We start from the raw sequence: 19044 nt of genomic DNA on the forward strand, positions 1-19044 counted from the left end.
TATTATGAGCGCAAGATTGAATATTGCAACAGTAGATTCCGCAGCCTATAAAGCAATGCTTGGATTGGAAGGATATTTACAGACTATTTCTTTAACACACATTCAGAAGGAGCTGATTAAGATCAGAGCTTCCCAGATCAATAAATGTGCTTTCTGCCTTGATATGCATACCAAAGATGCCATCAAATACGGAGAAAATCCCCAAAGAATTTTTATTTTGAACGGATGGACTGAAGCAAAAGAATTTTTCACTGAAGAAGAGCAAGTGCTATTGGCAATGACAGAAGAAATTACATTGATTAGCGATAAAGGTTTAACTGAAGAAACGTATCAAAAAGCGAAATCATTCTTTGATGATAACCAGATTGCTCAGATCATTATGGCGATCATTACCATCAATGCCTGGAACAGAATTGCAGTAAGTACTCATCTTCCGATTGCAAAATAGTGAAGATGGATGCAGGAAGTTGGATGCAATGAAGACTGCATCATCTACGGATGTTTACTTTATTTTAAGAAACGGCCTTTCAAATTTTTGAAAGGCCGTTTTGATGCAAGATGCAAAGTAACAGTGTAACACAGTTTGGGTATTAATTCTAAAAATAAATTCTAAGGTTAGCTTTATTTTTTTAACTGGAATTACATTGCCTCTTCGTTTCTCGGATATAAGAGTTGTTTGAATTTTACCAAACCACAAAAGTCACAAAAGGGTTCATTTTAAAACACTTGAGTTCACTTAAGTAAGTTTAAAATGATACTGCAGAAAATTTCACACAAGATGAAAATCAAAGATTTTCACAAAACTTAGGTGCACTTATTACGCATAAGACTTGGTTCTGAAAAAACTTAAGTGTTTAAAACTTTTGTGCCTTTTGTGGTTAAAATAATGAATATGAAAGTTTAAACAACCTCATACTGTAAGCATTTAATTTAATAAATCGCTACAGGATTTACATTTACCTGAGTAGATCCTACATATAAAGGCTGTCCCAGAACGAATAAGAATTCCCACACTTTTTGCTTAACCAAAGGGCGGCTGTCAATCAGTTCCAGGTTATAAATTCCTTTTTTAGCCAGCATAAACTGGTTGATGGGAAATTCTTCTTTGCTTTTTGGATTAGGATAGACTTCAGAAGCCCATGTATCACCGCCAAAAGCTACAATTCCCTGATCGGCAAGCCATTTTGCAGCATCCATTCCGATTCCCGGTTCTGTTTCCAGGAATTGTTTGTTGTCTTTACCTGCCAATTCCAGCCATCCGGTATTGAAAAGAATGATATCACCTTTTCTTAGGGTAAGTCCCTGTTTCTTTAAAACGGATCTGATATCTTCTACCGTAAACTCTGTTCCGCCGGGTACTATTGATTTTCCATAATGGGCGGTCATATCAAGAACTACACCACGGGTAACGAAAGGAGGAACTTTTTCCACACCCAGTTTTTTCACACCTTCTACCGTTACAAAATCAGTTGCTTTATTTCCGTTGTAGTAAGTATTATCAATACCAATGTGTCCGATACCGTTAAGCTGTGTTCCCACTCCGGTCCATCCGTTTACCAGTTCATCATTGAACGTAAATTTATTGGGACCAATACTTTTTCCACCCTGTTCTCCGGGCTGAATATTATATAAATTAAAACTTCTGTGTCTGAAGGCCGGAAGGTTTTTATCAATAGGAACGGCAAGAGCTAAGGTTTTGCCTTGTTTCACCAGTCCTAATGCCTGTTTTACAACTTCAGGAGTCAATAAATTAGCGGCCCCTATTTCATCCTTTGCTCCGTAAGCAGAAGGATACCATGATTTGTCTTCGGGATTGACAAGGGTTTGAGCATTTAATGAAACGTTGTTTATAGTCAATAATGTGGCTAACCCGAATATTTTAATCAGATTATTTTTCATTTTCTATGATGTTTGAGGTTAAAAGAAAGGAAGCTGGAAGCTGGGAAGAGGAAAGTTATATTAGTGTGTTATAATTAGCAGGTTTCTATTACGCTATTCTGCATGTAATAAGAGATTCCTCCTTCGTCGGAATGACAGTTGAAGTTAAATTATAAACCGATCTATTGATTATCCGACAACAATAACTTCCTTCTTCCAGCTTTATATTATATCTCGCTTAAAGCTGAGTTGATAAAGCTCAATTCTTCCTGAGAAAGGTCAATAGACATAGCTTTTGCATTTTCGATGGCTTGCTGGGCATTTCTTGCTCCTGCCAATACTACTGTGATTGCCGGCTGTAATGTAGTCCATCTTAATACCAGTTGAGAAAGGCTGGCTCCTTTTTCCTGCGCAATAGGTTCAATTTTTTCTAAGAAAGTTTTCACTTTATTCAAATCAAATTGCGAGAAATATCCGTTTCTGTGGTCGTTATCTTTTAATTGGGTTTCTTTGAAATATTTACCGGTTAAAAGACCTCTTTCCATAGGGCTGTATACGATAATTCCTGAGTTGTTTTCCAACGAATAAGGAACAAGGTCGCTTTCAATGGCACGGTTTAGCATACTGTAAGAAATCTGGTTGCTGGCAAGCTTTAACGTTCTGTTCGCTTCTTCCATTTGAGCCACGCTATAGTTACTTACTCCTGCAGCACGGATTTTCCCTTGCTGAATCAATAGTTCCATAGCTTCCATTGTCTCGCAGATAGGAGTGGTGCTGTCTGGCCAGTGAAGTTGTAAAAGGTCGATATAATCTGTCCCTAATCTTTGTAAGCTTTCTTCAACTTCTTTGATGATGTTTTCTTTAGAAGCCAATTTATAAACAGGAAGAGTTTTTCCTTCGTCTTCTGCATCAAAGAAAAATTCTCCTTTTCCGTTATTGCTTCCGTCCCATACCAATCCGAATTTTGTTAAAAGCTGGATTTTTGAACGGTCTTTTCCTTTGATAGCTTCACCAATCATTTCTTCACTCAATCCGAAGCCATAAAAAGGTGCCGTGTCGATAGAAGTCACTCCGTGATCTAATGATGCATGAATAGAGTTGATAGAATCCTGTTTTTCATTACCTCCCCACATATTTCCTCCGATAGCAAAGGCTCCGTGTGTAATTGTTGATAATTCTAAATCTGTATTTCCTAATTTTCTGTATTCCATTTTGTTTTAAAATTGTTATGTGTAAACCACCCCGTCAAAAATTCTTTGAATTTTCGCCACCCCTCCAGAGGAGGGGAATTCTCACCGTTTCAATAGTGACACTTTTAAGAACTTAAATGCTCTTTTACATTCAGCTTTTTTACTAGTGTCTAAAAAACTTTTGTGACTTTTGTGGTTAAAAAATGATTTGTTATTTATTTAATTCTTTTAAAATAGCTTCTCCAACGCTTTTTGCAGATTGTGGATTCTGTCCGGTGATAACCCTCTGATCCGTTACCACATGATTCTGCCAAAGCCCTGATTTTTCAAATTGTGCGCCTCTTTCTTTCAGCTTGTTTTCTAATAAGAAAGGAACAACATCTGTTAATTTTACTTCAGCTTCCTCTTCATTGGTGAAAGCATTGATTTTCTTTCCGTCTACAAGGTATTTTCCGTTATTCAGCTTGATATTCACCAATCCTGCCGGACCATGGCATACTCCTGCTACAATACCTCCGTTTTCGTAGATTTTTGAAGCAATATCAGACAGCTCTTTATTGTCTGCAAAATCCCACATTGCTCCGTGTCCTCCTGCATAAAAGATTGTTGAATATTCTTTCGGGTTTACCTGTGACGGTGTCATAGAATGATCAATCTTGTTCTTGTATTCTTTGTTTTCCCAGAATTCTTTGTTTACGGGATCTTTCAAATCGAAACCATCTACGGGAGGAGTTCCGCCTTTCGGGCTTACAAAGTCAATTTCATATCCTGCTTTGTGAAGAACTTCCCATGGATGGGAAACTTCGCCTAAATAATATCCTGTATCCTCGCCTGTACTGCCTTTTTTATCGTGGCTGGTAACAACGAATAATATTTTCTTTTTCATATTTTTAGATTTTTTAGTTTGTGCCTGCACGAACCCTATCGTGAAGATGGCCAGCATTAGAAACGCTAATTTTTTCATGATTAAATGATATTGGTGATATAAATCTGTGGTTTTTCCTGAAGCTTTTCATCCACCAATGCCCCGAAGGCTTGAATGTAAGGTTGTTGGTTGTGCTGATCCAGACCTTCTTTACTTTTCCATATTTCGTAGAAAACAAATTCGTTTTTGTCTTCAATTCCTTGGTGAAGGTTGTAAAGCTCACATGCTTCTTCTTTTCTTGTTTCTTTTACCATATTCTGAAGAACTTCCAATACTTCTGCCTGATGTTCTTCTTTGGCTTTTATAATGGCTGTAAGATGAATTTTCATATTAAATAAAATTTTCAATTGAGTTATAAATAGGTTTCCATTCCAGTTCTGCTCTGGCTTTGTCTGCGTTACATCTACTGTTGGATGCAAAACCGAAATAGCCTCCCGCAGGACCGAAGTTGTCAACAGCATCCTGTATACTTAAAGATTTGGCCGGTTCCAGATTATATTTTTTACTGATAACTTCTGCAATGTTTTTTAAAGATGAATCACCATTTTCTGCATAATAGATAGAACCTCCTTTTGCTTTTTCCAAGGCCAGTACATACAGTTCTGCCAAATCTTCAATGTGCAAGTTGGACCAGATGTTTTCACCTTCTCCAAAATAAACACCGTGTCCTTTTTTCTGAGAAAAATTAACCAATGCCGGAATCTGGATGCTGTCTTTTTTTATTCCAAGACCTTCTCCGTAAACCATGGTAGGAACAATAACAATACTTTTTATGCCTTTTTGAACAGACTGAAGAACATAATTGTTAATAAGAACCCTTGATGCCATTTCCAGTCTTGGAGTCAGAGGAAAATCTTCAGTATACACAAAATCACTTCTTTTACCATTTTCTTTACCCCCGAAAATAGCAGATCCTGAAGTAAATATGAATGTCTTATGACTTCCTTCCATTGCTTTGATAAAATTATCTACAGCATAAGCATCATCCGCAGAATCCGCATTATGAATGACTGCATCAACACCATCAACAGCTGCTTTGATTAAATCTTCATTGTGAATATTCCCAATAATGGTTTTGATTCCCAATGATTCCAGTTCCTTTACCTGAGTTTCGTTACGAACTAACCCGGTTACTTCATAATTTCTGTCAAGCAGTTTTTTAGCGATACTACCTCCTATATAGCCGGTAATACCTGTGATCAGTATTTTTTTCATGATACTAATTCTGGTTTTAATTCTTTTTCAAATACGTTTCTTACATGTTCTCTGTAAAGTTTCATATCACGCTCTACATTAGCATTTTTCTCTACATCGTGGAAGTGGAAACTTTCCATTTTCTCTAATGAGACAAAAGCATTCATTCTATGGAAACCAAATAATGGTCCATCATCTACACTTCTTTCACTGAAGAATTCTCCGGGAAGTGTGAAAGCTGTTGCAGGAGCATTCCAGCTTGTCGTCAGCATATATTTTCTTCCTCCAAGCATTCCTCCTGTACCATAATTGATTTCAGGATTCTCAGCCTTTCTTCCGTCACTCATATAAATTCCTTTTGCATGACCTGCTGTGAAAACTTCATCAATATATTTTTTCAATCCGTTCGGAAGCTGGAACCACCAGATCGGAGTATGGTAAATAATGTAATCTGCCCAGACAAACTTTTGCACTTCTTCATGTTTATCATAATTTTCACTTACATTAGTGATCTTTACTTCTACATTGTCAAATTCTTTAAGAGCCGCCAATGTATTTTCTGCAATAGTCTGATTATATTTTCCTCCGGAATGTCCGAAATTCTGTCCTCCGTTGATGATTAGTACTTTTTTCATTTTTTATGATTGTTTAAATTTTACTCTGCAAAGTTAGGATGGATGTTTGTATAATAAAAATAATATAAATTATAGGGAAGTATTATTTAAATTATAGTTTTTAAAATTCAAGGGTTTGGGTTTGAAGTTGAGAGTGAGCGGTGAATGGTCGCTTCGCTTGTGAATTTTTGCGTGATTTGGGTTGCGTGATTCGAGATTCGAGATCATGAACAATTGATGCTATGTGGAAGTTTTCTAATCAGCAGTTAATCATTCACGATTGACTTTGCGCAGCAAAAATTCACCATTGACTAATTCCATTTTCATGGTTAAATATCATATTATATCCGAACTGAAATTCCCTTCTGTCGTGTAAATTTGTTTAACAAATTGAAGGACAATGATACAGGTAGCTGTTTTTAGTGATGTGCATGGAAATCTCCCTGCATTAGAAGTAGTGTTGAAGGATATAGAACAGAGAGGGATCAGGCAGAAGTTCTGCTTGGGAGATCTTGTGGACTTTGCACCCTGGGGAAACGAGGTGATTGAGAAGATCAGAAGTTTAAGCATTCCTTGTCTGATGGGAAACCATGATGAAAGAATTGCTTTTGATATTCCTGTTGTTCCTTTGTCCAAACACTCAGAAGAAGAGACAAATGCCAGATTCATAGCGATTGATCATTCTAAAAAACATATTACAGAAGAGAACAAAAAGTTTTTATCAGAGCTGCCTTTTCATTTAAAATTAAACTATAAAGTAGGGGAGAAGCACTGGAATATTCAATTGGTTCATTCCAGTTTATCAAGCAATGACACCTATTTGTATGAATCAGAAAAGGATGAAATTTTTACTGATATGCTAAAAGATTCTCAATCTGACGTTATTGCGATGGGACATACCCATTTATCTTTTAAAAAGCAGTTTAAAAATAAAACATGGGCAATTAATTGTGGCTCCGTGGGCCGCTCTAAAGAAGAAAACAGGCTGGCTTCTTATGTCATATTCACTTTAGACGAAGAAAAAATTACTCCGGAAATTATTCAAATACCTTATCCGATTGATGAAACGGCCCGTCAGATAAAGGAAAGCGGGATTCCGGATTATTATGCATCATTTCTCAAGAATGAAAACGTATTAATATTATAATTATTTTGTAACTTTGCATCAGAATATTAATAATTAAATCATGGTCAATTTAGAATGGTATCGTACTTTTAAGGCGATATATAAAACCGGGACATTGACGGGTGCTGCTGATGCTTTATTCATATCACAGCCGGGCGTGAGTCTGCATTTAAGCTCTCTGGAAGCTTATGTAGGATACAAACTATTCGACAGAACCGGTAGAAAAATGATCCCGACAGAACGCGGGAAAGTATTATTTAATGCCGTTGCTGAGCCTATTACCAAACTTGAAGATGTAGAAAAAAACTTTCAGAAATCTACAGAGAAGCATACCCCTACCATCAGTGTCGGAATGTGTTTTGAAACTTTTCAGACGACGTTGGAGCAATATGTTTCTTCATTGCCTTTTAATCTGATCATCAGTTTTGGAGAATATCCGGAAATGCTGGATCAGCTGGATAAAGGAATTCTTGATCTTATCATCACTCCTAAAAAAGGGTCTTCACCCAATATAGAACATGAAGCTTTCTCTTCAGAACAGATCATTCTGGTGGGGGGAAAAGATGTGGACACAGCGGCTTTCAATAAAGTTTTGAAAACAAAAGATGCAGAACAGATCGAGGAATGGCTGAAGAATGAAAAGTGGTACGGAACCACAGGAGATATGGAGCACCTTTTCCAGTTCTGGACCTTGAATTTTGGTCATAAACCTAATTTCCGTCCGAATTATATCGTTCCTAACCTGAATTCAATCATCCGATGTCTGAAAGGAGGAACAGGACTAGCGGTTGTACCTGATTTTCTATGCAAAAAGGATATTGAAAGCGGTGAAGTGAAACTGATCTGGGAAGGAAAGAAGAAGCTGGAAAACACGCTGTATTTCGGATGTCGTAAGAAAACTAATTATCAGACTGAAATAGAGCATATTAAAGGCTTATTTCGTCAGGTGATGGGTTAATACAACCATATCGCGCATTTGTAAACCGTTTTCATATATCGGATCCGGATAATTTTCAATAAAAAAATCTTTCAGGACCCCACTTTTAATGAAACCGTTTTTCTCATAAAATCTGATCTGTTGGAATCCGGTATCCGAGGTTCCGACAGTCAGAATTTTATAATGATTTTCTTTGGCAATTTCTTTAGCTTTATTCATCAGAATACTTCCGATTCCTTTGCTTCTGTAACTTTCAATGACTGCAATATTTTTAATTTCCAATTCTGTATCACTAATTTTGCATAGTGCCATCACCGCAATATTTTCAGTGCCGTCATGTAAAAGATAGAGATCAGCATTGAAAATATACCGATCAATAGCTTCTTTGGTTTCATCTGCTAACAGCAACAAATGATAAGGAATTTCCGCATCCGGATTTAATAAACTGAACGAAAAATTTTCCATTTACAGACTCATATGAATAAGTGGATAATTCTTTCCTGAACCGTCTTTTTCTGATCTTCCAATCTTTCTGAACCCCATTTTTTCATAAAATCCAACCGCTTGTGGATTCTGTTCATTCACATCCACTTTGGTAAGTCCGGTCTTTTCTTTCATAAATTGGTAAAGGGTTTTTCCATATCCTTTCCCACGGGCATCATCATGAATGAAGAGCATTTCCAGATTGCCTTCTGCTACGGATGCAAAACCTTTAGCTTGATTGTCCTCACTAATTAAATAAACTTCCAGATTAGGAAGATAATCTCTTGGAATAGCTTCTTTAAAATAATTGAAATCCTCTTCAGCCAGGAAATCGTGGGTTGCCTTTACTGCTGACTCCCAGATTTCCATAATTCCCGGATAATCTTCTGCTGTAGCCAATCTGATATTTTGTGACATGATTTTAAATTTTAAACAAAAATAGAGAAAATAGCGATGGGATGCCAGCAGCGAAGTGAATTTCAAGGCTAGAAGCTGGAAGCTGGGTGCTGGAAGTTAGAAGTGGGCATGATGGGTTTTATCGACCTCTTATTCCCCTTCCTTGAAGGGGTGGATTTTTGCAATGCAAAAAGACGGGGTAGTTTAAAAGAGTAATACAACACACTATTTTTGGAAAATGCAAAGGCGAAGCGCTCTTTCTTAGTAGAAAACAGTAAAATTGGTAGGCAGAGTTTTCAATTTTTTGTCGCAAATTTGCTTATCACTTTATATTAATAACTAAAATAAAGACTTATGCAAAAGAAAACCTACACAGGTCAGCCTGTGGTAACTTTAAATAACGGAGTGGATATTCCAGCTTTAGGCTTTGGAGTATGGCAGATGGAAGACCTGAAAGAATGTGAGAATGCAGTAATCAAAGCTATTCAGAGCGGATATAGAATGATTGATACTGCTGCGATTTATCAGAATGAAACAGCTGTAGGTGCTGGGGTGAAAAATAGCGGAGTAAGCAGAGATGAACTGTTTATCACGTCAAAAGTATGGGTTCAGGATCATGGATATGAAAAAGCTAAAAGTGCTTTTCAGAGAACTTTGGACAGATTGCAGATGGATTACCTTGATATGTATCTTATCCACTGGCCTTATGGAGATTTCCTGGGAACGTGGAAGGCTTTGGAAGAATTATACAAAGAAGGAAAGATCAAAGCTATAGGCGTATGTAATTTTACGATCGAGAAACTGGAAGAATTAAAAGCTAATTCAACAGTGCTGCCGGTGATTAATCAGATTGAGCTGCATCCGGTATTCCAGCAAAAAGAATTACAGGTATATGACAGGGAAAATAATATCATAACACAGCCCTGGAGTCCGCTTGGAAATGGAAATGCTGAGCTTTTAAGCAATCCGGATCTGCAGGCAATTGCTGAAAAATATGGTAAAACTGTAGCTCAGGTAATTTTGAGATGGCACCTTCAGGAAGGATTTGTAGTGATTCCAAAATCTGTAACACCGTCAAGAATTGAAGAAAACTTTAATGTATTTGATTTTGAACTGACAGAAGATGAAATGAATGTTGTCCGTTCTTTAGATACAGGGAAAAGATTATTCTTTGATCCTAAAGATCCTGAATGGGAACAGAAAATGCTAAATTCCGTAGCGGATATTTAATTGTAAAATTAAAAATAAATGACTCCCGCAGCTTTCACGAATGTACAGATCAGGAATCTGAGTTATTGTGAAATCTGCGGGATTTTAAATTAATAATAATCCATGACATCACAGGAATTCATAGAAACACTTTCATTATTTAAAAACGAAAAAGAACTCAATAAAGCTGGGAAATTTTTCAAAGGAAATGATGGGGTTACAAAGAGCTTCGGAGTGAAATTCGGAGATGTCTTTACAACAGCTAAAGAATTTTCGATGATGCCTCTTGAGGAGATCAACAAACTTCTTGACAGTGATTTTTATGAAGTGAGAATGGGAGCTGTGAGTATCATGGATTTCCAGGCCAGAAGTAAAAAAACGACTGAAGATCAGAAGAAAGACCTCTTTGATCTGTATCTCAACCGCCATGACCGTTTGAATAACTGGGACTTTGTGGACAGAGCGGCCTGCCATATTATCGGAGAATATCTTATTGACAAACCAAGAGATATTTTGTATAAGCTTGCTCATTCTGAAAGTCCGTGGGAAAGGAGGACAGCTATTGTAAGCACCCATGCATTTATCAGAAAAAATGATGCAGAAGATACTTTTGCCATTGCAGAAATCCTTGTTCATGACCCGAATGAACTGGTGAATAAAGCCGTAGGGAGCTGGATAAGAGAAGCCGGAAAAAAAGACAAAAAGAAATTACATCATTTTCTCACCACTTACGTGAAAACAATGCCTGCTGTTACATTTTCTTATGCCACTGAAAAGCTTGATCCGGCATCAAAATTACATTATAAAGAACTCAGAAAATCAAAATAAATCTTGCTTTGTTCAATGGGCAATAAATGTTTATCAATAACCTTAAACTCTAAACCTTGAACTTTAAACTCTATTCTGAGCAATATCATATCATTGAATAAGAAGTATTGTCTCATTCTTCGTAAATTTTAATAAAAATAATTCTTATGTTTTGGCCCGATACAATCAGTAAAAAGTTAGGGATACAATATCCTGTGATTCAGGCTCCGATGTTTGGAGTAAGTACGGTACAGATGGTGGCTGCTGCTGCAAAAGCAGATTGTCTGGGATCACTGGCACTGGCTGATCTTTCTGCGGATCAGTCTGTTGAATTGATCAGGGAAACGAAAAAACTGACAGATAAACCTTTTGCAGCAAATATATTCGTCCATCACATTCCTGAAGTAACGGATGATTTAAAAGAAAAGTATATTAAAACCAAACAGTTTATTGAGAAGCTAGCCAGAAAAAATAATATTGAAGTAGAGCTTCCGGAACTTGAGACAATCAGTATAAAGACTTATCATGAGCAGGTGGATGCCATCATTGAAGAGAACTGTAAAATTTTAAGCTTTACATTCGGAAATCTGGATGATCAGAGTATTCGGAAATTAAAAGGAAACGGAGTTATCCTTATCGGAACCTGTACGTCTGTGAATGAAGCTTTGGAGCTTGAAAAATCAGGTATTGATATCATTTGTGTTCAGGGAATAGAGGCGGGGGGCCACAGAGGAAGTTTTGACGCGGAGAATATTCCGCAGATCGGAGGGTTGTCTTTGCTGTCACAGGTGTATGATCATGTGAATGTTCCTTTAATTTATGCAGGGGGGATTTATGGTGGCAAGACATTAAAAGCTGTTAAAGACTTAGGTGCTCAGGGCTTCCAGGTGGGAAATCTTTTATTGGCTTCTCGGGAAAGTGCTTTACAGCCTTTTGAAAAGCAAAGACTGAAAAAAGTAAGAGAAGAAGAAATTGTTTTAACGAAGAGCTTTTCAGGAAGGTATGCCAGAGGAATAAAAAATCAATTTGTAGAAACGGTTGAAAACTCAGAATATATTTTACCTTATCCTTATCAAAATAAACTGACCAATGTCTTACGTAAGGCAGCAAAATCCTTGCAAAATCCTGAGTTTGTATCCATCTGGCTGGGGCAGTCTATCCATCCGTACAGTGAACTTTCCACAGAAGAAATTTTGAAAAATCTGATCAAAGAATGTGAAAGATAGATCTGTATGTTTTAATTTGATGATAATTTTATATTTTCGTATCTCAATAGCATTGAGCTGACCCCAATTTAAAACTAAAACCAATAAAAACATCCATGAAATATTCAGAAGGAATTCAGAGATCACTTCCGTTCGGATATCTTTTTCTCGTTGTAATGGGAATATTAAAAGAGAGTGTCTTCTACTATCAGATAGGCATTAATATCCTGAAATATTCAACGATAATGGATATTTTGATAAGCCCGATTGCTACCTTAACCGCTCATCCTGTAATACTCATTGCCCTCATTGGGATTGTTGTATTTTCATTTGTTTTTCCCTCTTTTTTATCAAAACAGGCCAGTAAAAATAAACGTTGGGCATTCCAGATGGCATCTCTCAAAGGACATGAAAATATGAGCAAAGAGGCTATTGAGAATCATTTTACCAATATGTTTGTGAGATTTCTGGCCATGATGTTACTGTCTTTCTTTGTAGGAATAGGCTTGGGAGAAGGATTTGGGCTTACCAGAAAAATAAGGGAGAACAAACTTAAATATGACTATAGATTAAACTATGGTGATGATAAGTTTGAACAGGTTCATCTGATAGGATCCAACAGCATGTATTATATTTATCTGGCAAAAGGAAATAAAACAATAAAAATTGCACCGGTAGGATCCATCAAAACTATAGAACTGACCAACAACAGGAAACTGAATGATCAGTAACTCATAAAAGAGACTTTTGTTTAGTCATAAAATAAGCATCTAACAAAAAAGCTTCAGATTATTTCTGAAGCTATTCTATTTCTATAGGCTGATATTGTATATTTTGTTGTTTTAATACAATTGGAGTTCCATCTTCATTATAGGCTTTACCACTAAAAAAAGCACTTGGATTATCATAATATGTTTTTTGTACAGTTCTAAATTTCTCTCTGGTAGTCCTTAATATATTTTTCTCATTTCTTAAATAGATAGGTTTAAGGGTTTTTGTTATTCCCACTGCTTCAAAGGTATATTTCTTATCAGTATCTTCAACTGCTAAAATCAAACCAGGTAATCCTCCAAAAACATAAGGTCCATTATTAATGGGTATTTCACTAGTATACCATGCAATGTAATTTCTTCCTCTGTATGTAACTGTTGCTTTATTACATTTATGCCCTAGTAATATTTTCTCTCCTTTCTCTAACTTCCAATTAAACTTTGGCTGTTCTTCTTCATATTGATATACTGATTTGAATCTATCCTGAACTGTCATTAAACTATTCCTTTTAAACACAACATTATTCCACAAAACTCTTATTTTCATGTACTCTCCCATTTCTTTAGAGCCAATCATATCCTTTTTACTATATTTTTCAGACAGGGAATCTTTTCTCAATTGATTATAATCAAAAAATTTAGAAATGTTATTATCTCCTAGTTCAAGGATACACATTACTTCTCTTTTACTATTAGGAGAAAGAGCATTATCTAAAAAATTAACTTTGTAATATACATTATATGAACTATTTCCATAATCACTTACTTCATATGGAGAAGTCTTCATAGTGAAATCTGGAGAAATAATACTCTGTCCATTGGCAAAGACTATAATAAAGGAAAATATAAATAGATAGTATTTCATGTTCAATCTAAATAAAGAATCAGCAACTTAAAAAGTTACTGATTCAAAGTTAAAATATTTTTATTTTATGTATACTGACCAGTAAATGTGGATGCACCAGCACATTGTTGATTAGTAAACTGAGTAGCAGCTGCATCCAGTTCTTCATAATTAGAATAATCACTTGCATTCAGGTAGAATACTTTTCCACACCAAGTAGAAACTCCAACCCAAGTAATTGGAGGCATCTTTGCCTTTTTATCAATATTATTATTAATATTTTTTATCTCAATAGTTTCTGCTTTTTTGATTACTTTTTTATCAGCAGCACCTTTAGCACTCATAATACCAGCTACTCCAAGAGCAGCAATTAAAATTAATTTTTTCATCTGTTTAAAAATTTTAGCTTTTAGTTTATTTTAAGATTGCAATCTTGTAACAATTATATAACATATTTATGTATTAATCAATAAGTGTGGCTGTTTTTTTTGTTTTGTTAATTAAAACGGCAATTGTGTTAAGAATAAAATAATTTATCACATTCTGTTTTGTGAAATAATTTCATCCATAAGCATATACTCATCACAACTTAATAATTCATACTTCTTTTTGGGTTAATTTTATTTATTTTGTAAATCTTATAACTTGATATAAAATTTATAGTATAAAATCAATATAACTCTCAACTTAAAAGAAAGGTAATTAATATAAATAAAAATAGATGTATTTTAACAATTGAAATATCATAACCAAAATTAGAACAAGCATTAAAAGTTACCAGAGAAAATGCTGATGCTATGTAATTAACAATAATTTCTTTATAAATATCAATAAAAAAAGCTTCAGATGATATTCTGAAGCTTTTTGTTTATTTTGTTAAATCAAGACCGCCGAAATTTCCGGAACTCATCATGAGATAAACACCATCTGTTTTATCCAATGTATTCCAATAGGCATGAAGATCTTCAGCATTCGTGAAAACCTTTAAATTCTCATTCTTGAATTTTTCTTTGATAAATTCTGGTGATATAGGCTCCATTCTTTTGATCTTCAAAGCATCTTCAGAATAGAAAACGATAGCTTCATTCAATCCGTCCATTGCATGATCATATTGCTCAAGGAAAGCCGGATTTAAACTGGAATACGTATGAAGCTCCAGAAATCCGTATTTCTTATCATTTTTAAACTGTTCCGTGAATGCTTTTACAGCTGCCTTCACCTTGCTTGGTGCATGGGCAAAATCTTTATAAAGCGTTCCTTTATCTTCTCTTTCTACTTTTTCAAGACGTTTGGATGCCCCTTTGAAGCTCATAATAGCCTCATAGAAGTCTTCATCCATAATACCAAGCTGTCGGCAGATATGTCTTGCTCCTTCCATATTCAACAGGTTGTGAGCTCCAAAAACAGAAAGAGGAACATCTCCCATTTCAGTTTTTAAATACACTTTACCATTATTGATTTCATATTCAGGAGTGTTGTAAGGGATTTTTCTGAAATAATTTTCAGCATTTTCCACTACTTTCACTACTTCCGGATCTTCTTCGTTATAAACCAAAACTCCTCCCGCTGTAATGCTTGCTACAAACTTTCTGAACTGATCTATATAATCATCAAATGTTTTGAAAACATTGATATGATCCCAGGCAATACCACTCATCAAAGCAATATTAGGCTGATACAGTAAAAATTTAGAACGAAGATCAATAGGAGAAGAAAGGTATTCATCACCTTCCAGAACCATGAAGTCATTATCCTGAGTCAGTTTTACCATACAGTCGAAACCTTCAAGCTGAGCTCCAACCATGAAATCCACGTCTTTCTGGTGGAAATTCAGAACGTGAAGAATCATTGAAGTAATCGTTGTTTTACCATGTGATCCGGCAATGACAACTCTGGTTTTATTTTTAGACTGCTCGTACAGGAATTCAGGATAAGAATATATTTTCAGACCCAGTTCTTTTGCTCTTGCCAATTCAGGATTATCCTGATGGGCATGCATTCCAAGAATAACAGCATCAATATCCGGAGTAATCTTTTCCGGGAACCAGCCCATTTCCTGAGGCAGAATTCCTTTCTTTTCCAAACGGGATTTTGAAGGCTCAAAAATAGCGTCATCAGAACCTGTCACCTGATATCCTTTGTCTTTTAATGCAATCGCAAGATTATGCATGGCGCTTCCGCCAATGGCAATGAAGTGGGTTTTCAATTGTATTTACTGTTTTTTAACATTAGTATTAATGATCTGCTGGAAAGCTTCAAGAATGTTGTTCCAGTTGGTCTGGTAATTCGGAATGATCATACTGGCATCCGATTTATTCCCTTCATTTGGACCTTTCTTGACATTGATGGAAGTTGAAATATTGTCGTACAATTTTTTACGGTCTTCCTGTATTCTTCTGAAATTGTTCTGAGAAAGAACCTGATCCAGTTTCTTTAAATCTTCATCAGAGATTTTAAAATCCTGCTTGTATTTCTTGCCCTGCCCTTCAAAAGAGTAGTGTACATTATTTCCTTTTATAAGAAGATTTTCATATACCGGAGCATAGCCCCCACTTTTCGAATAGCTGATATCAAAATCCGAATATACCTTTTGGCTGTTGCATGAAACTAATACTATGATTGCGAATAAGATTCCAAGTATTTTGTTCATAATTTTTAATTTACTTTAATTATTTGAGTCCTTTTGTTCTAATTTTTTAGCTTTAAGTTCTTCATCATAACTGTGTAATAAGTTGAAATCTTCTGTCTGCTCAATGGCAGTCATTATTTTCAATAAAATTTCCGGTGCTTTTTCATTATCATAATCAATATCCAAAGGAGCTTTGAATTCCATCGTAGGTTTTACACCGGTTACCTTTACGCGGAGTCCTTTTTTATCAAAAGCTCTTCTGAATCCGTTTATTTTGATTGGAATTACAATAGGACGCTGATTCTTTACCAACTTGGCCGTTCCTCTTCGTCCCTGTGCAAAAGCAGAAGTAGTTCCTTGAGGGAAAGTCGCTACCCAGCCATTGTCCAATGCTTTCATAATATTGTCTACCTCGCTCATATCAACCATTCTGTTGACATTTTTCCCTTCGGCTCTCCATGTTCTTTTTACCGTTACAGCACCCGCAATTTTGAATATTTTGGGAAGAATACCTTTATTCATGGTTTCCTCTGCTGCTACATAGTAAAAATCGATCTTTGGGTTCAATAGGTAGATCGGGTTTTTTATCGTGTTCAGATATCCGTTATTTACAGCACAGAACGCATGATACATGGCTGCCACATCTGCAAAATAGGTCTGATGGTTGGATACAAAAAGTACGTTAGAATCCGGAAGATCCACAAGGTGTTCTGTTCCGGTTATTTTTAACTTATTAAAGCCGTTGAATCTTCTGTATGATACAACTCCTAAAATAAAAATAATAAACCTTTTCAAAAAATAAGGTGTTCCGAATGCATCGGTGAAAATATTTTTCTTCGCCATCTCTCAATTAAACACGGTAGTGCAAAGTTACATTTTTTTCAGCAACTGGCTGAATTCACTTAATATCATCGCTGTAGCACCCCAGATAATGTATCCGTTGAAATTGATAACAGGAACCTCATGTCCGCTTGCATTAGGCAGTGCCATAATTTCGGGGGTGTCTGACAGGTTCAGAAAGGAAGTGATGGGAAATTCTATGGTTTCCACCGCTTCCGTCTGCTGAAGAACGAAGGCGGGATTCTTTTTAGTATAAGAAATATAGGGATATACATAAAAATTGCTCGGTGGAATATAAATAGGAGACATTTCTCTGATAATTCTTACATAATGTTTGTCTATTCCGATTTCTTCGGATGTTTCCCGAACTGCGGTTTCCGCAAAATCTCTATCCATCTCCTCACGCTTTCCTCCAGGCAGTGAAATCTGCCCGCTATGTCTGTCGTGCTCATTAATGGTTCTTTGGATCAATGGAAAATACCACTCGTTGTCTTTCAGATATAAAACGATATTGACTGCCGCAAATTTGGGATTCTTTGCCAATACTTCATCATAAGTAAAAACGGGGCGGTAGGGAGGGGAGAAAACCCCATGTGCATGTTCACCGGGAAGTTCTACACTTTTTATTTTTCGTAATAAATCTTTTCCAAAATTTTTCATAGCTCAAATTTAACAATATATCTTGAAGAAATAAGGGCCTTAACATTAATTAACCATGTGAGATCAGGATGAAAAGATCAGTAGCTTTGGATTTTCCTTGACAAATGAAAGATGGATAATTGATGATCACAATATTTTAAAACCCAGCGTTGTGAAGTTTTACTGCCCATGATGAATTTAAAAAAATGAGTGAAAATAACGTCAGGAGATTATTCAATATTCACCACTGAATGAGCTACTTATGATTCTTTAAATGACTCCCGTATTTTTCCGTAACTGAAAACAATGACTTCCATACAACGGCAAATGGTGACCCTTACAACTATAAACAGTGACTTTTGAAATTTACACTTTGATGGTGGTTTTTCATTTTGACTCAGAGGCTACCTTTGCCTTACTATTAACCAATTAATTTTTACTAAGATGAAAAATTTACTTACAGGTGTATTTACACTATTCGCCATGAGTTTCGGATTTGCACAATTTAATATTGATGTAACTACCCAAACAGGAAACTTAAATGTTGCTACTGTGGATCAGACTGGTCTTTTGAACATCAACTCTTTGACACAGACAGGGAATCGTAATACTGCAGACATTGATCAGGTAGGTATTTTGAATGTTAATACTGCACAAAGTATCGGAAACAGAAACTCTATAGATGTAGATCAGGTGGGTATCGGAAACTCAAACGAAGTCATGCAGATGGGAAACAGAAACTCTGCTTCAACATGGCAGCTTGGAGTTCTTAACTCTACAGAACAAACTCAGATCGGAAGAAGAAATGATGCTTCTTCGGTACAGGTAGGATTAGGGAACTTTGTTCTTCAATATCAGGACGGAAGAAGAAATGATGCTTCAGCTATTCAGCTAGGTAGTGGTAATGACGCTTATCAAATTCAGCTGGGAAGAAGAAATGATGCCAGTGGACTTCAGGTAGGAGCTAACAATGTCCTTGTTCAGTATCAGGATGGTGATGATAACAGTGCTACTCATGTTCAGGCCGGATCAAATAATATTGCCGCTTCAGTTCAGGTAGGAGATGATAATACCTCTGCCGGATTACAGATAGGTAATGCCAACCAGCTTTATCAGTTCCAGATAGGAGATTCCAACACAGCTATTGACCTTCAGATGGGTAATGGTAACTTTACCTGGGTAGCTCAGAGCGGTACTGGCCATGTTCACTTAGGAGCTCAGGTAGGTAACGGAAACTCTATGATTGTGAATCAATCCAATTAAGCCCTATAACACATACTGTAAATCTTAGAAATTGTAAAGGAGAAACTACAGGGTTTCTCCTTTTTTACCTCCAATTTTCTCCGGTTTGCATCAGT

General features: G+C 36.1%; 22 protein-coding genes. 8 read left to right on the top strand and 14 right to left on the bottom strand.

The window, feature by feature from the left end; genetic code table 11:
* Positions 1 to 4 precede the first annotated feature (4 nt).
* Positions 5 to 448, top strand: a complete 444-nt coding sequence (locus LC457_RS18825) for a carboxymuconolactone decarboxylase family protein (protein WP_062675364.1) — start codon at positions 5 to 7, stop codon at positions 446 to 448.
* A gap of 482 nt (positions 449 to 930) precedes the next feature.
* Here LC457_RS18825 and LC457_RS18830 read toward each other — a convergent pair whose 3' ends face one another.
* The 6 genes from LC457_RS18830 to LC457_RS18855 all read right to left on the bottom strand — a co-directional run bounded on the left by LC457_RS18830 (position 931) and on the right by LC457_RS18855 (position 5822).
* Positions 931 to 1899, bottom strand: coding sequence for a cyclase family protein (locus tag LC457_RS18830; RefSeq protein WP_223601233.1), 969 nt, complete (start codon positions 1897 to 1899; stop codon positions 931 to 933).
* A gap of 206 nt (positions 1900 to 2105) precedes the next feature.
* Positions 2106 to 3089: an aldo/keto reductase gene (locus LC457_RS18835; RefSeq protein WP_223601234.1), complete on the bottom strand. Its 984-nt coding sequence runs from the start codon at positions 3087 to 3089 to the stop codon at positions 2106 to 2108.
* Positions 3090 to 3279: 190 nt separating this feature from the next.
* The gene (locus LC457_RS18840) at positions 3280 to 4032 is read right to left on the bottom strand and encodes a type 1 glutamine amidotransferase domain-containing protein (protein WP_223601235.1); all 753 of its coding nucleotides are present in this window, start codon (positions 4030 to 4032) and stop codon (positions 3280 to 3282) included.
* Between the two features lie 2 nt (positions 4033 to 4034).
* Entirely contained in the window at positions 4035 to 4322 is a 288-nt protein-coding gene (locus LC457_RS18845; protein ID WP_223601236.1) for a putative quinol monooxygenase, read from the bottom strand.
* A gap of 1 nt (position 4323) precedes the next feature.
* Positions 4324 to 5208: an NAD-dependent epimerase/dehydratase family protein gene (locus tag LC457_RS18850; protein WP_223601237.1), complete on the bottom strand. Its 885-nt coding sequence runs from the start codon at positions 5206 to 5208 to the stop codon at positions 4324 to 4326.
* On the bottom strand, positions 5205 to 5822 hold the full coding sequence (locus LC457_RS18855) for an NAD(P)H-dependent oxidoreductase (protein ID WP_223601238.1): 618 nt from the start codon (positions 5820 to 5822) through the stop codon (positions 5205 to 5207). Before LC457_RS18855 ends, LC457_RS18850 begins: the two co-directional genes overlap by 4 nt.
* A 379-nt stretch (positions 5823 to 6201) precedes the next feature.
* Here LC457_RS18855 and LC457_RS18860 point away from each other — a divergent pair, with 379 nt between their 5' ends.
* Positions 6202 to 6948, top strand: a complete 747-nt coding sequence (locus LC457_RS18860) for a metallophosphoesterase (protein WP_223601239.1) — start codon at positions 6202 to 6204, stop codon at positions 6946 to 6948.
* Between the two features lie 40 nt (positions 6949 to 6988).
* Entirely contained in the window at positions 6989 to 7885 is an 897-nt protein-coding gene (locus LC457_RS18865; protein WP_223601240.1) for a LysR family transcriptional regulator, read from the top strand.
* Here the strand turns inward: LC457_RS18865 and LC457_RS18870 are convergent.
* Positions 7862 to 8329, bottom strand: a complete 468-nt coding sequence (locus tag LC457_RS18870) for a GNAT family N-acetyltransferase (RefSeq protein ID WP_223601241.1) — start codon at positions 8327 to 8329, stop codon at positions 7862 to 7864. The two genes, LC457_RS18865 and LC457_RS18870, sit on opposite strands and share 24 nt — an antisense overlap.
* Positions 8330 to 8764 carry a GNAT family N-acetyltransferase gene (locus LC457_RS18875; RefSeq protein ID WP_223601242.1) on the bottom strand — a complete coding sequence of 145 codons (435 nt, stop codon included), beginning with the start codon at positions 8762 to 8764 and terminating at the stop codon, positions 8330 to 8332. It abuts the gene before it with no gap.
* Between the two features lie 333 nt (positions 8765 to 9097).
* On the opposite strand from LC457_RS18875, the gene LC457_RS18880 reads away from it, so the two are divergent.
* The 4 genes from LC457_RS18880 (at position 9098) to LC457_RS18895 (ending at position 12695) form a co-directional block, all read left to right on the top strand.
* Entirely contained in the window at positions 9098 to 9973 is an 876-nt protein-coding gene (locus tag LC457_RS18880; protein ID WP_223601243.1) for an aldo/keto reductase, read from the top strand.
* A gap of 102 nt (positions 9974 to 10075) precedes the next feature.
* Entirely contained in the window at positions 10076 to 10780 is a 705-nt protein-coding gene (locus LC457_RS18885; RefSeq protein WP_223601244.1) for a DNA alkylation repair protein, read from the top strand.
* Between the two features lie 146 nt (positions 10781 to 10926).
* On the top strand, positions 10927 to 11985 hold the full coding sequence (locus LC457_RS18890) for a nitronate monooxygenase family protein (protein WP_223601245.1): 1059 nt from the start codon (positions 10927 to 10929) through the stop codon (positions 11983 to 11985).
* Positions 11986 to 12080: 95 nt separating this feature from the next.
* Positions 12081 to 12695: a hypothetical protein gene (locus LC457_RS18895; RefSeq protein ID WP_223601246.1), complete on the top strand. Its 615-nt coding sequence runs from the start codon at positions 12081 to 12083 to the stop codon at positions 12693 to 12695.
* A 70-nt stretch (positions 12696 to 12765) separates the two neighbouring features.
* On the opposite strand, the gene LC457_RS18900 is transcribed toward LC457_RS18895, so the two are convergent.
* The 6 genes from LC457_RS18900 to LC457_RS18925 all read right to left on the bottom strand — a co-directional run bounded on the left by LC457_RS18900 (position 12766) and on the right by LC457_RS18925 (position 17707).
* The gene (locus LC457_RS18900; RefSeq protein ID WP_223601247.1) at positions 12766 to 13599 is read right to left on the bottom strand and encodes a GLPGLI family protein; all 834 of its coding nucleotides are present in this window, start codon (positions 13597 to 13599) and stop codon (positions 12766 to 12768) included.
* 65 nt (positions 13600 to 13664) lie between these two features.
* Positions 13665 to 13967, bottom strand: coding sequence for a hypothetical protein (locus tag LC457_RS18905; protein WP_223601248.1), 303 nt, complete (start codon positions 13965 to 13967; stop codon positions 13665 to 13667).
* A 479-nt stretch (positions 13968 to 14446) separates the two neighbouring features.
* Entirely contained in the window at positions 14447 to 15784 is a 1338-nt protein-coding gene (gene murC / locus LC457_RS18910) for a UDP-N-acetylmuramate--L-alanine ligase (protein ID WP_223601249.1), read from the bottom strand.
* Between the two features lie 6 nt (positions 15785 to 15790).
* Positions 15791 to 16228, bottom strand: a complete 438-nt coding sequence (locus LC457_RS18915; RefSeq protein ID WP_223601250.1) for a hypothetical protein — start codon at positions 16226 to 16228, stop codon at positions 15791 to 15793.
* 15 nt (positions 16229 to 16243) lie between these two features.
* Positions 16244 to 17050 (bottom strand): 1-acyl-sn-glycerol-3-phosphate acyltransferase, encoded by an 807-nt coding sequence (locus LC457_RS18920; RefSeq protein ID WP_047373745.1) that lies wholly within the window; start codon positions 17048 to 17050, stop codon positions 16244 to 16246.
* 27 nt (positions 17051 to 17077) lie between these two features.
* Positions 17078 to 17707, bottom strand: a complete 630-nt coding sequence (locus LC457_RS18925) for a CoA pyrophosphatase (RefSeq protein ID WP_223601251.1) — start codon at positions 17705 to 17707, stop codon at positions 17078 to 17080.
* Positions 17708 to 18130: 423 nt separating this feature from the next.
* On the opposite strand from LC457_RS18925, the gene LC457_RS18930 reads away from it, so the two are divergent.
* A complete protein-coding gene (locus LC457_RS18930) occupies positions 18131 to 18949 on the top strand; it encodes an RIP homotypic interaction motif-containing protein (protein ID WP_223601252.1) in 819 nt (272 codons plus the stop codon).
* The last annotated feature ends 95 nt before the right edge of the window (positions 18950 to 19044 follow it).

Origin of the sequence: Chryseobacterium sp. GVT01B (genome assembly GCF_019970045.1) — a bacterium.
Lineage (GTDB): Bacteria > Bacteroidota > Bacteroidia > Flavobacteriales > Weeksellaceae > Chryseobacterium.

What these genes read in the sequence shown, in the direction of transcription:
- LC457_RS18825 (WP_062675364.1), top strand. Translation starts at nt 5, where the DNA reads ATGAGCGCAAGATTGAATATTGCAACAGTAGATTCCGCAGCCTATAAA.
- LC457_RS18830 (WP_223601233.1), bottom strand. Translation starts at nt 1,899, where the DNA reads ATGAAAAATAATCTGATTAAAATATTCGGGTTAGCCACATTATTGACT.
- LC457_RS18835 (WP_223601234.1), bottom strand. Translation starts at nt 3,089, where the DNA reads ATGGAATACAGAAAATTAGGAAATACAGATTTAGAATTATCAACAATT.
- LC457_RS18840 (WP_223601235.1), bottom strand. Translation starts at nt 4,032, where the DNA reads ATGAAAAAATTAGCGTTTCTAATGCTGGCCATCTTCACGATAGGGTTC.
- LC457_RS18845 (WP_223601236.1), bottom strand. Translation starts at nt 4,322, where the DNA reads ATGAAAATTCATCTTACAGCCATTATAAAAGCCAAAGAAGAACATCAG.
- LC457_RS18850 (WP_223601237.1), bottom strand. Translation starts at nt 5,208, where the DNA reads ATGAAAAAAATACTGATCACAGGTATTACCGGCTATATAGGAGGTAGT.
- LC457_RS18855 (WP_223601238.1), bottom strand. Translation starts at nt 5,822, where the DNA reads ATGAAAAAAGTACTAATCATCAACGGAGGACAGAATTTCGGACATTCC.
- LC457_RS18860 (WP_223601239.1), top strand. Translation starts at nt 6,202, where the DNA reads ATGATACAGGTAGCTGTTTTTAGTGATGTGCATGGAAATCTCCCTGCA.
- LC457_RS18865 (WP_223601240.1), top strand. Translation starts at nt 6,989, where the DNA reads ATGGTCAATTTAGAATGGTATCGTACTTTTAAGGCGATATATAAAACC.
- LC457_RS18870 (WP_223601241.1), bottom strand. Translation starts at nt 8,329, where the DNA reads ATGGAAAATTTTTCGTTCAGTTTATTAAATCCGGATGCGGAAATTCCT.
- LC457_RS18875 (WP_223601242.1), bottom strand. Translation starts at nt 8,764, where the DNA reads ATGTCACAAAATATCAGATTGGCTACAGCAGAAGATTATCCGGGAATT.
- LC457_RS18880 (WP_223601243.1), top strand. Translation starts at nt 9,098, where the DNA reads ATGCAAAAGAAAACCTACACAGGTCAGCCTGTGGTAACTTTAAATAAC.
- LC457_RS18885 (WP_223601244.1), top strand. Translation starts at nt 10,076, where the DNA reads ATGACATCACAGGAATTCATAGAAACACTTTCATTATTTAAAAACGAA.
- LC457_RS18890 (WP_223601245.1), top strand. Translation starts at nt 10,927, where the DNA reads ATGTTTTGGCCCGATACAATCAGTAAAAAGTTAGGGATACAATATCCT.
- LC457_RS18895 (WP_223601246.1), top strand. Translation starts at nt 12,081, where the DNA reads ATGAAATATTCAGAAGGAATTCAGAGATCACTTCCGTTCGGATATCTT.
- LC457_RS18900 (WP_223601247.1), bottom strand. Translation starts at nt 13,599, where the DNA reads ATGAAATACTATCTATTTATATTTTCCTTTATTATAGTCTTTGCCAAT.
- LC457_RS18905 (WP_223601248.1), bottom strand. Translation starts at nt 13,967, where the DNA reads ATGAAAAAATTAATTTTAATTGCTGCTCTTGGAGTAGCTGGTATTATG.
- LC457_RS18915 (WP_223601250.1), bottom strand. Translation starts at nt 16,228, where the DNA reads ATGAACAAAATACTTGGAATCTTATTCGCAATCATAGTATTAGTTTCA.
- LC457_RS18920 (WP_047373745.1), bottom strand. Translation starts at nt 17,050, where the DNA reads ATGGCGAAGAAAAATATTTTCACCGATGCATTCGGAACACCTTATTTT.
- LC457_RS18925 (WP_223601251.1), bottom strand. Translation starts at nt 17,707, where the DNA reads ATGAAAAATTTTGGAAAAGATTTATTACGAAAAATAAAAAGTGTAGAA.
- LC457_RS18930 (WP_223601252.1), top strand. Translation starts at nt 18,131, where the DNA reads ATGAAAAATTTACTTACAGGTGTATTTACACTATTCGCCATGAGTTTC.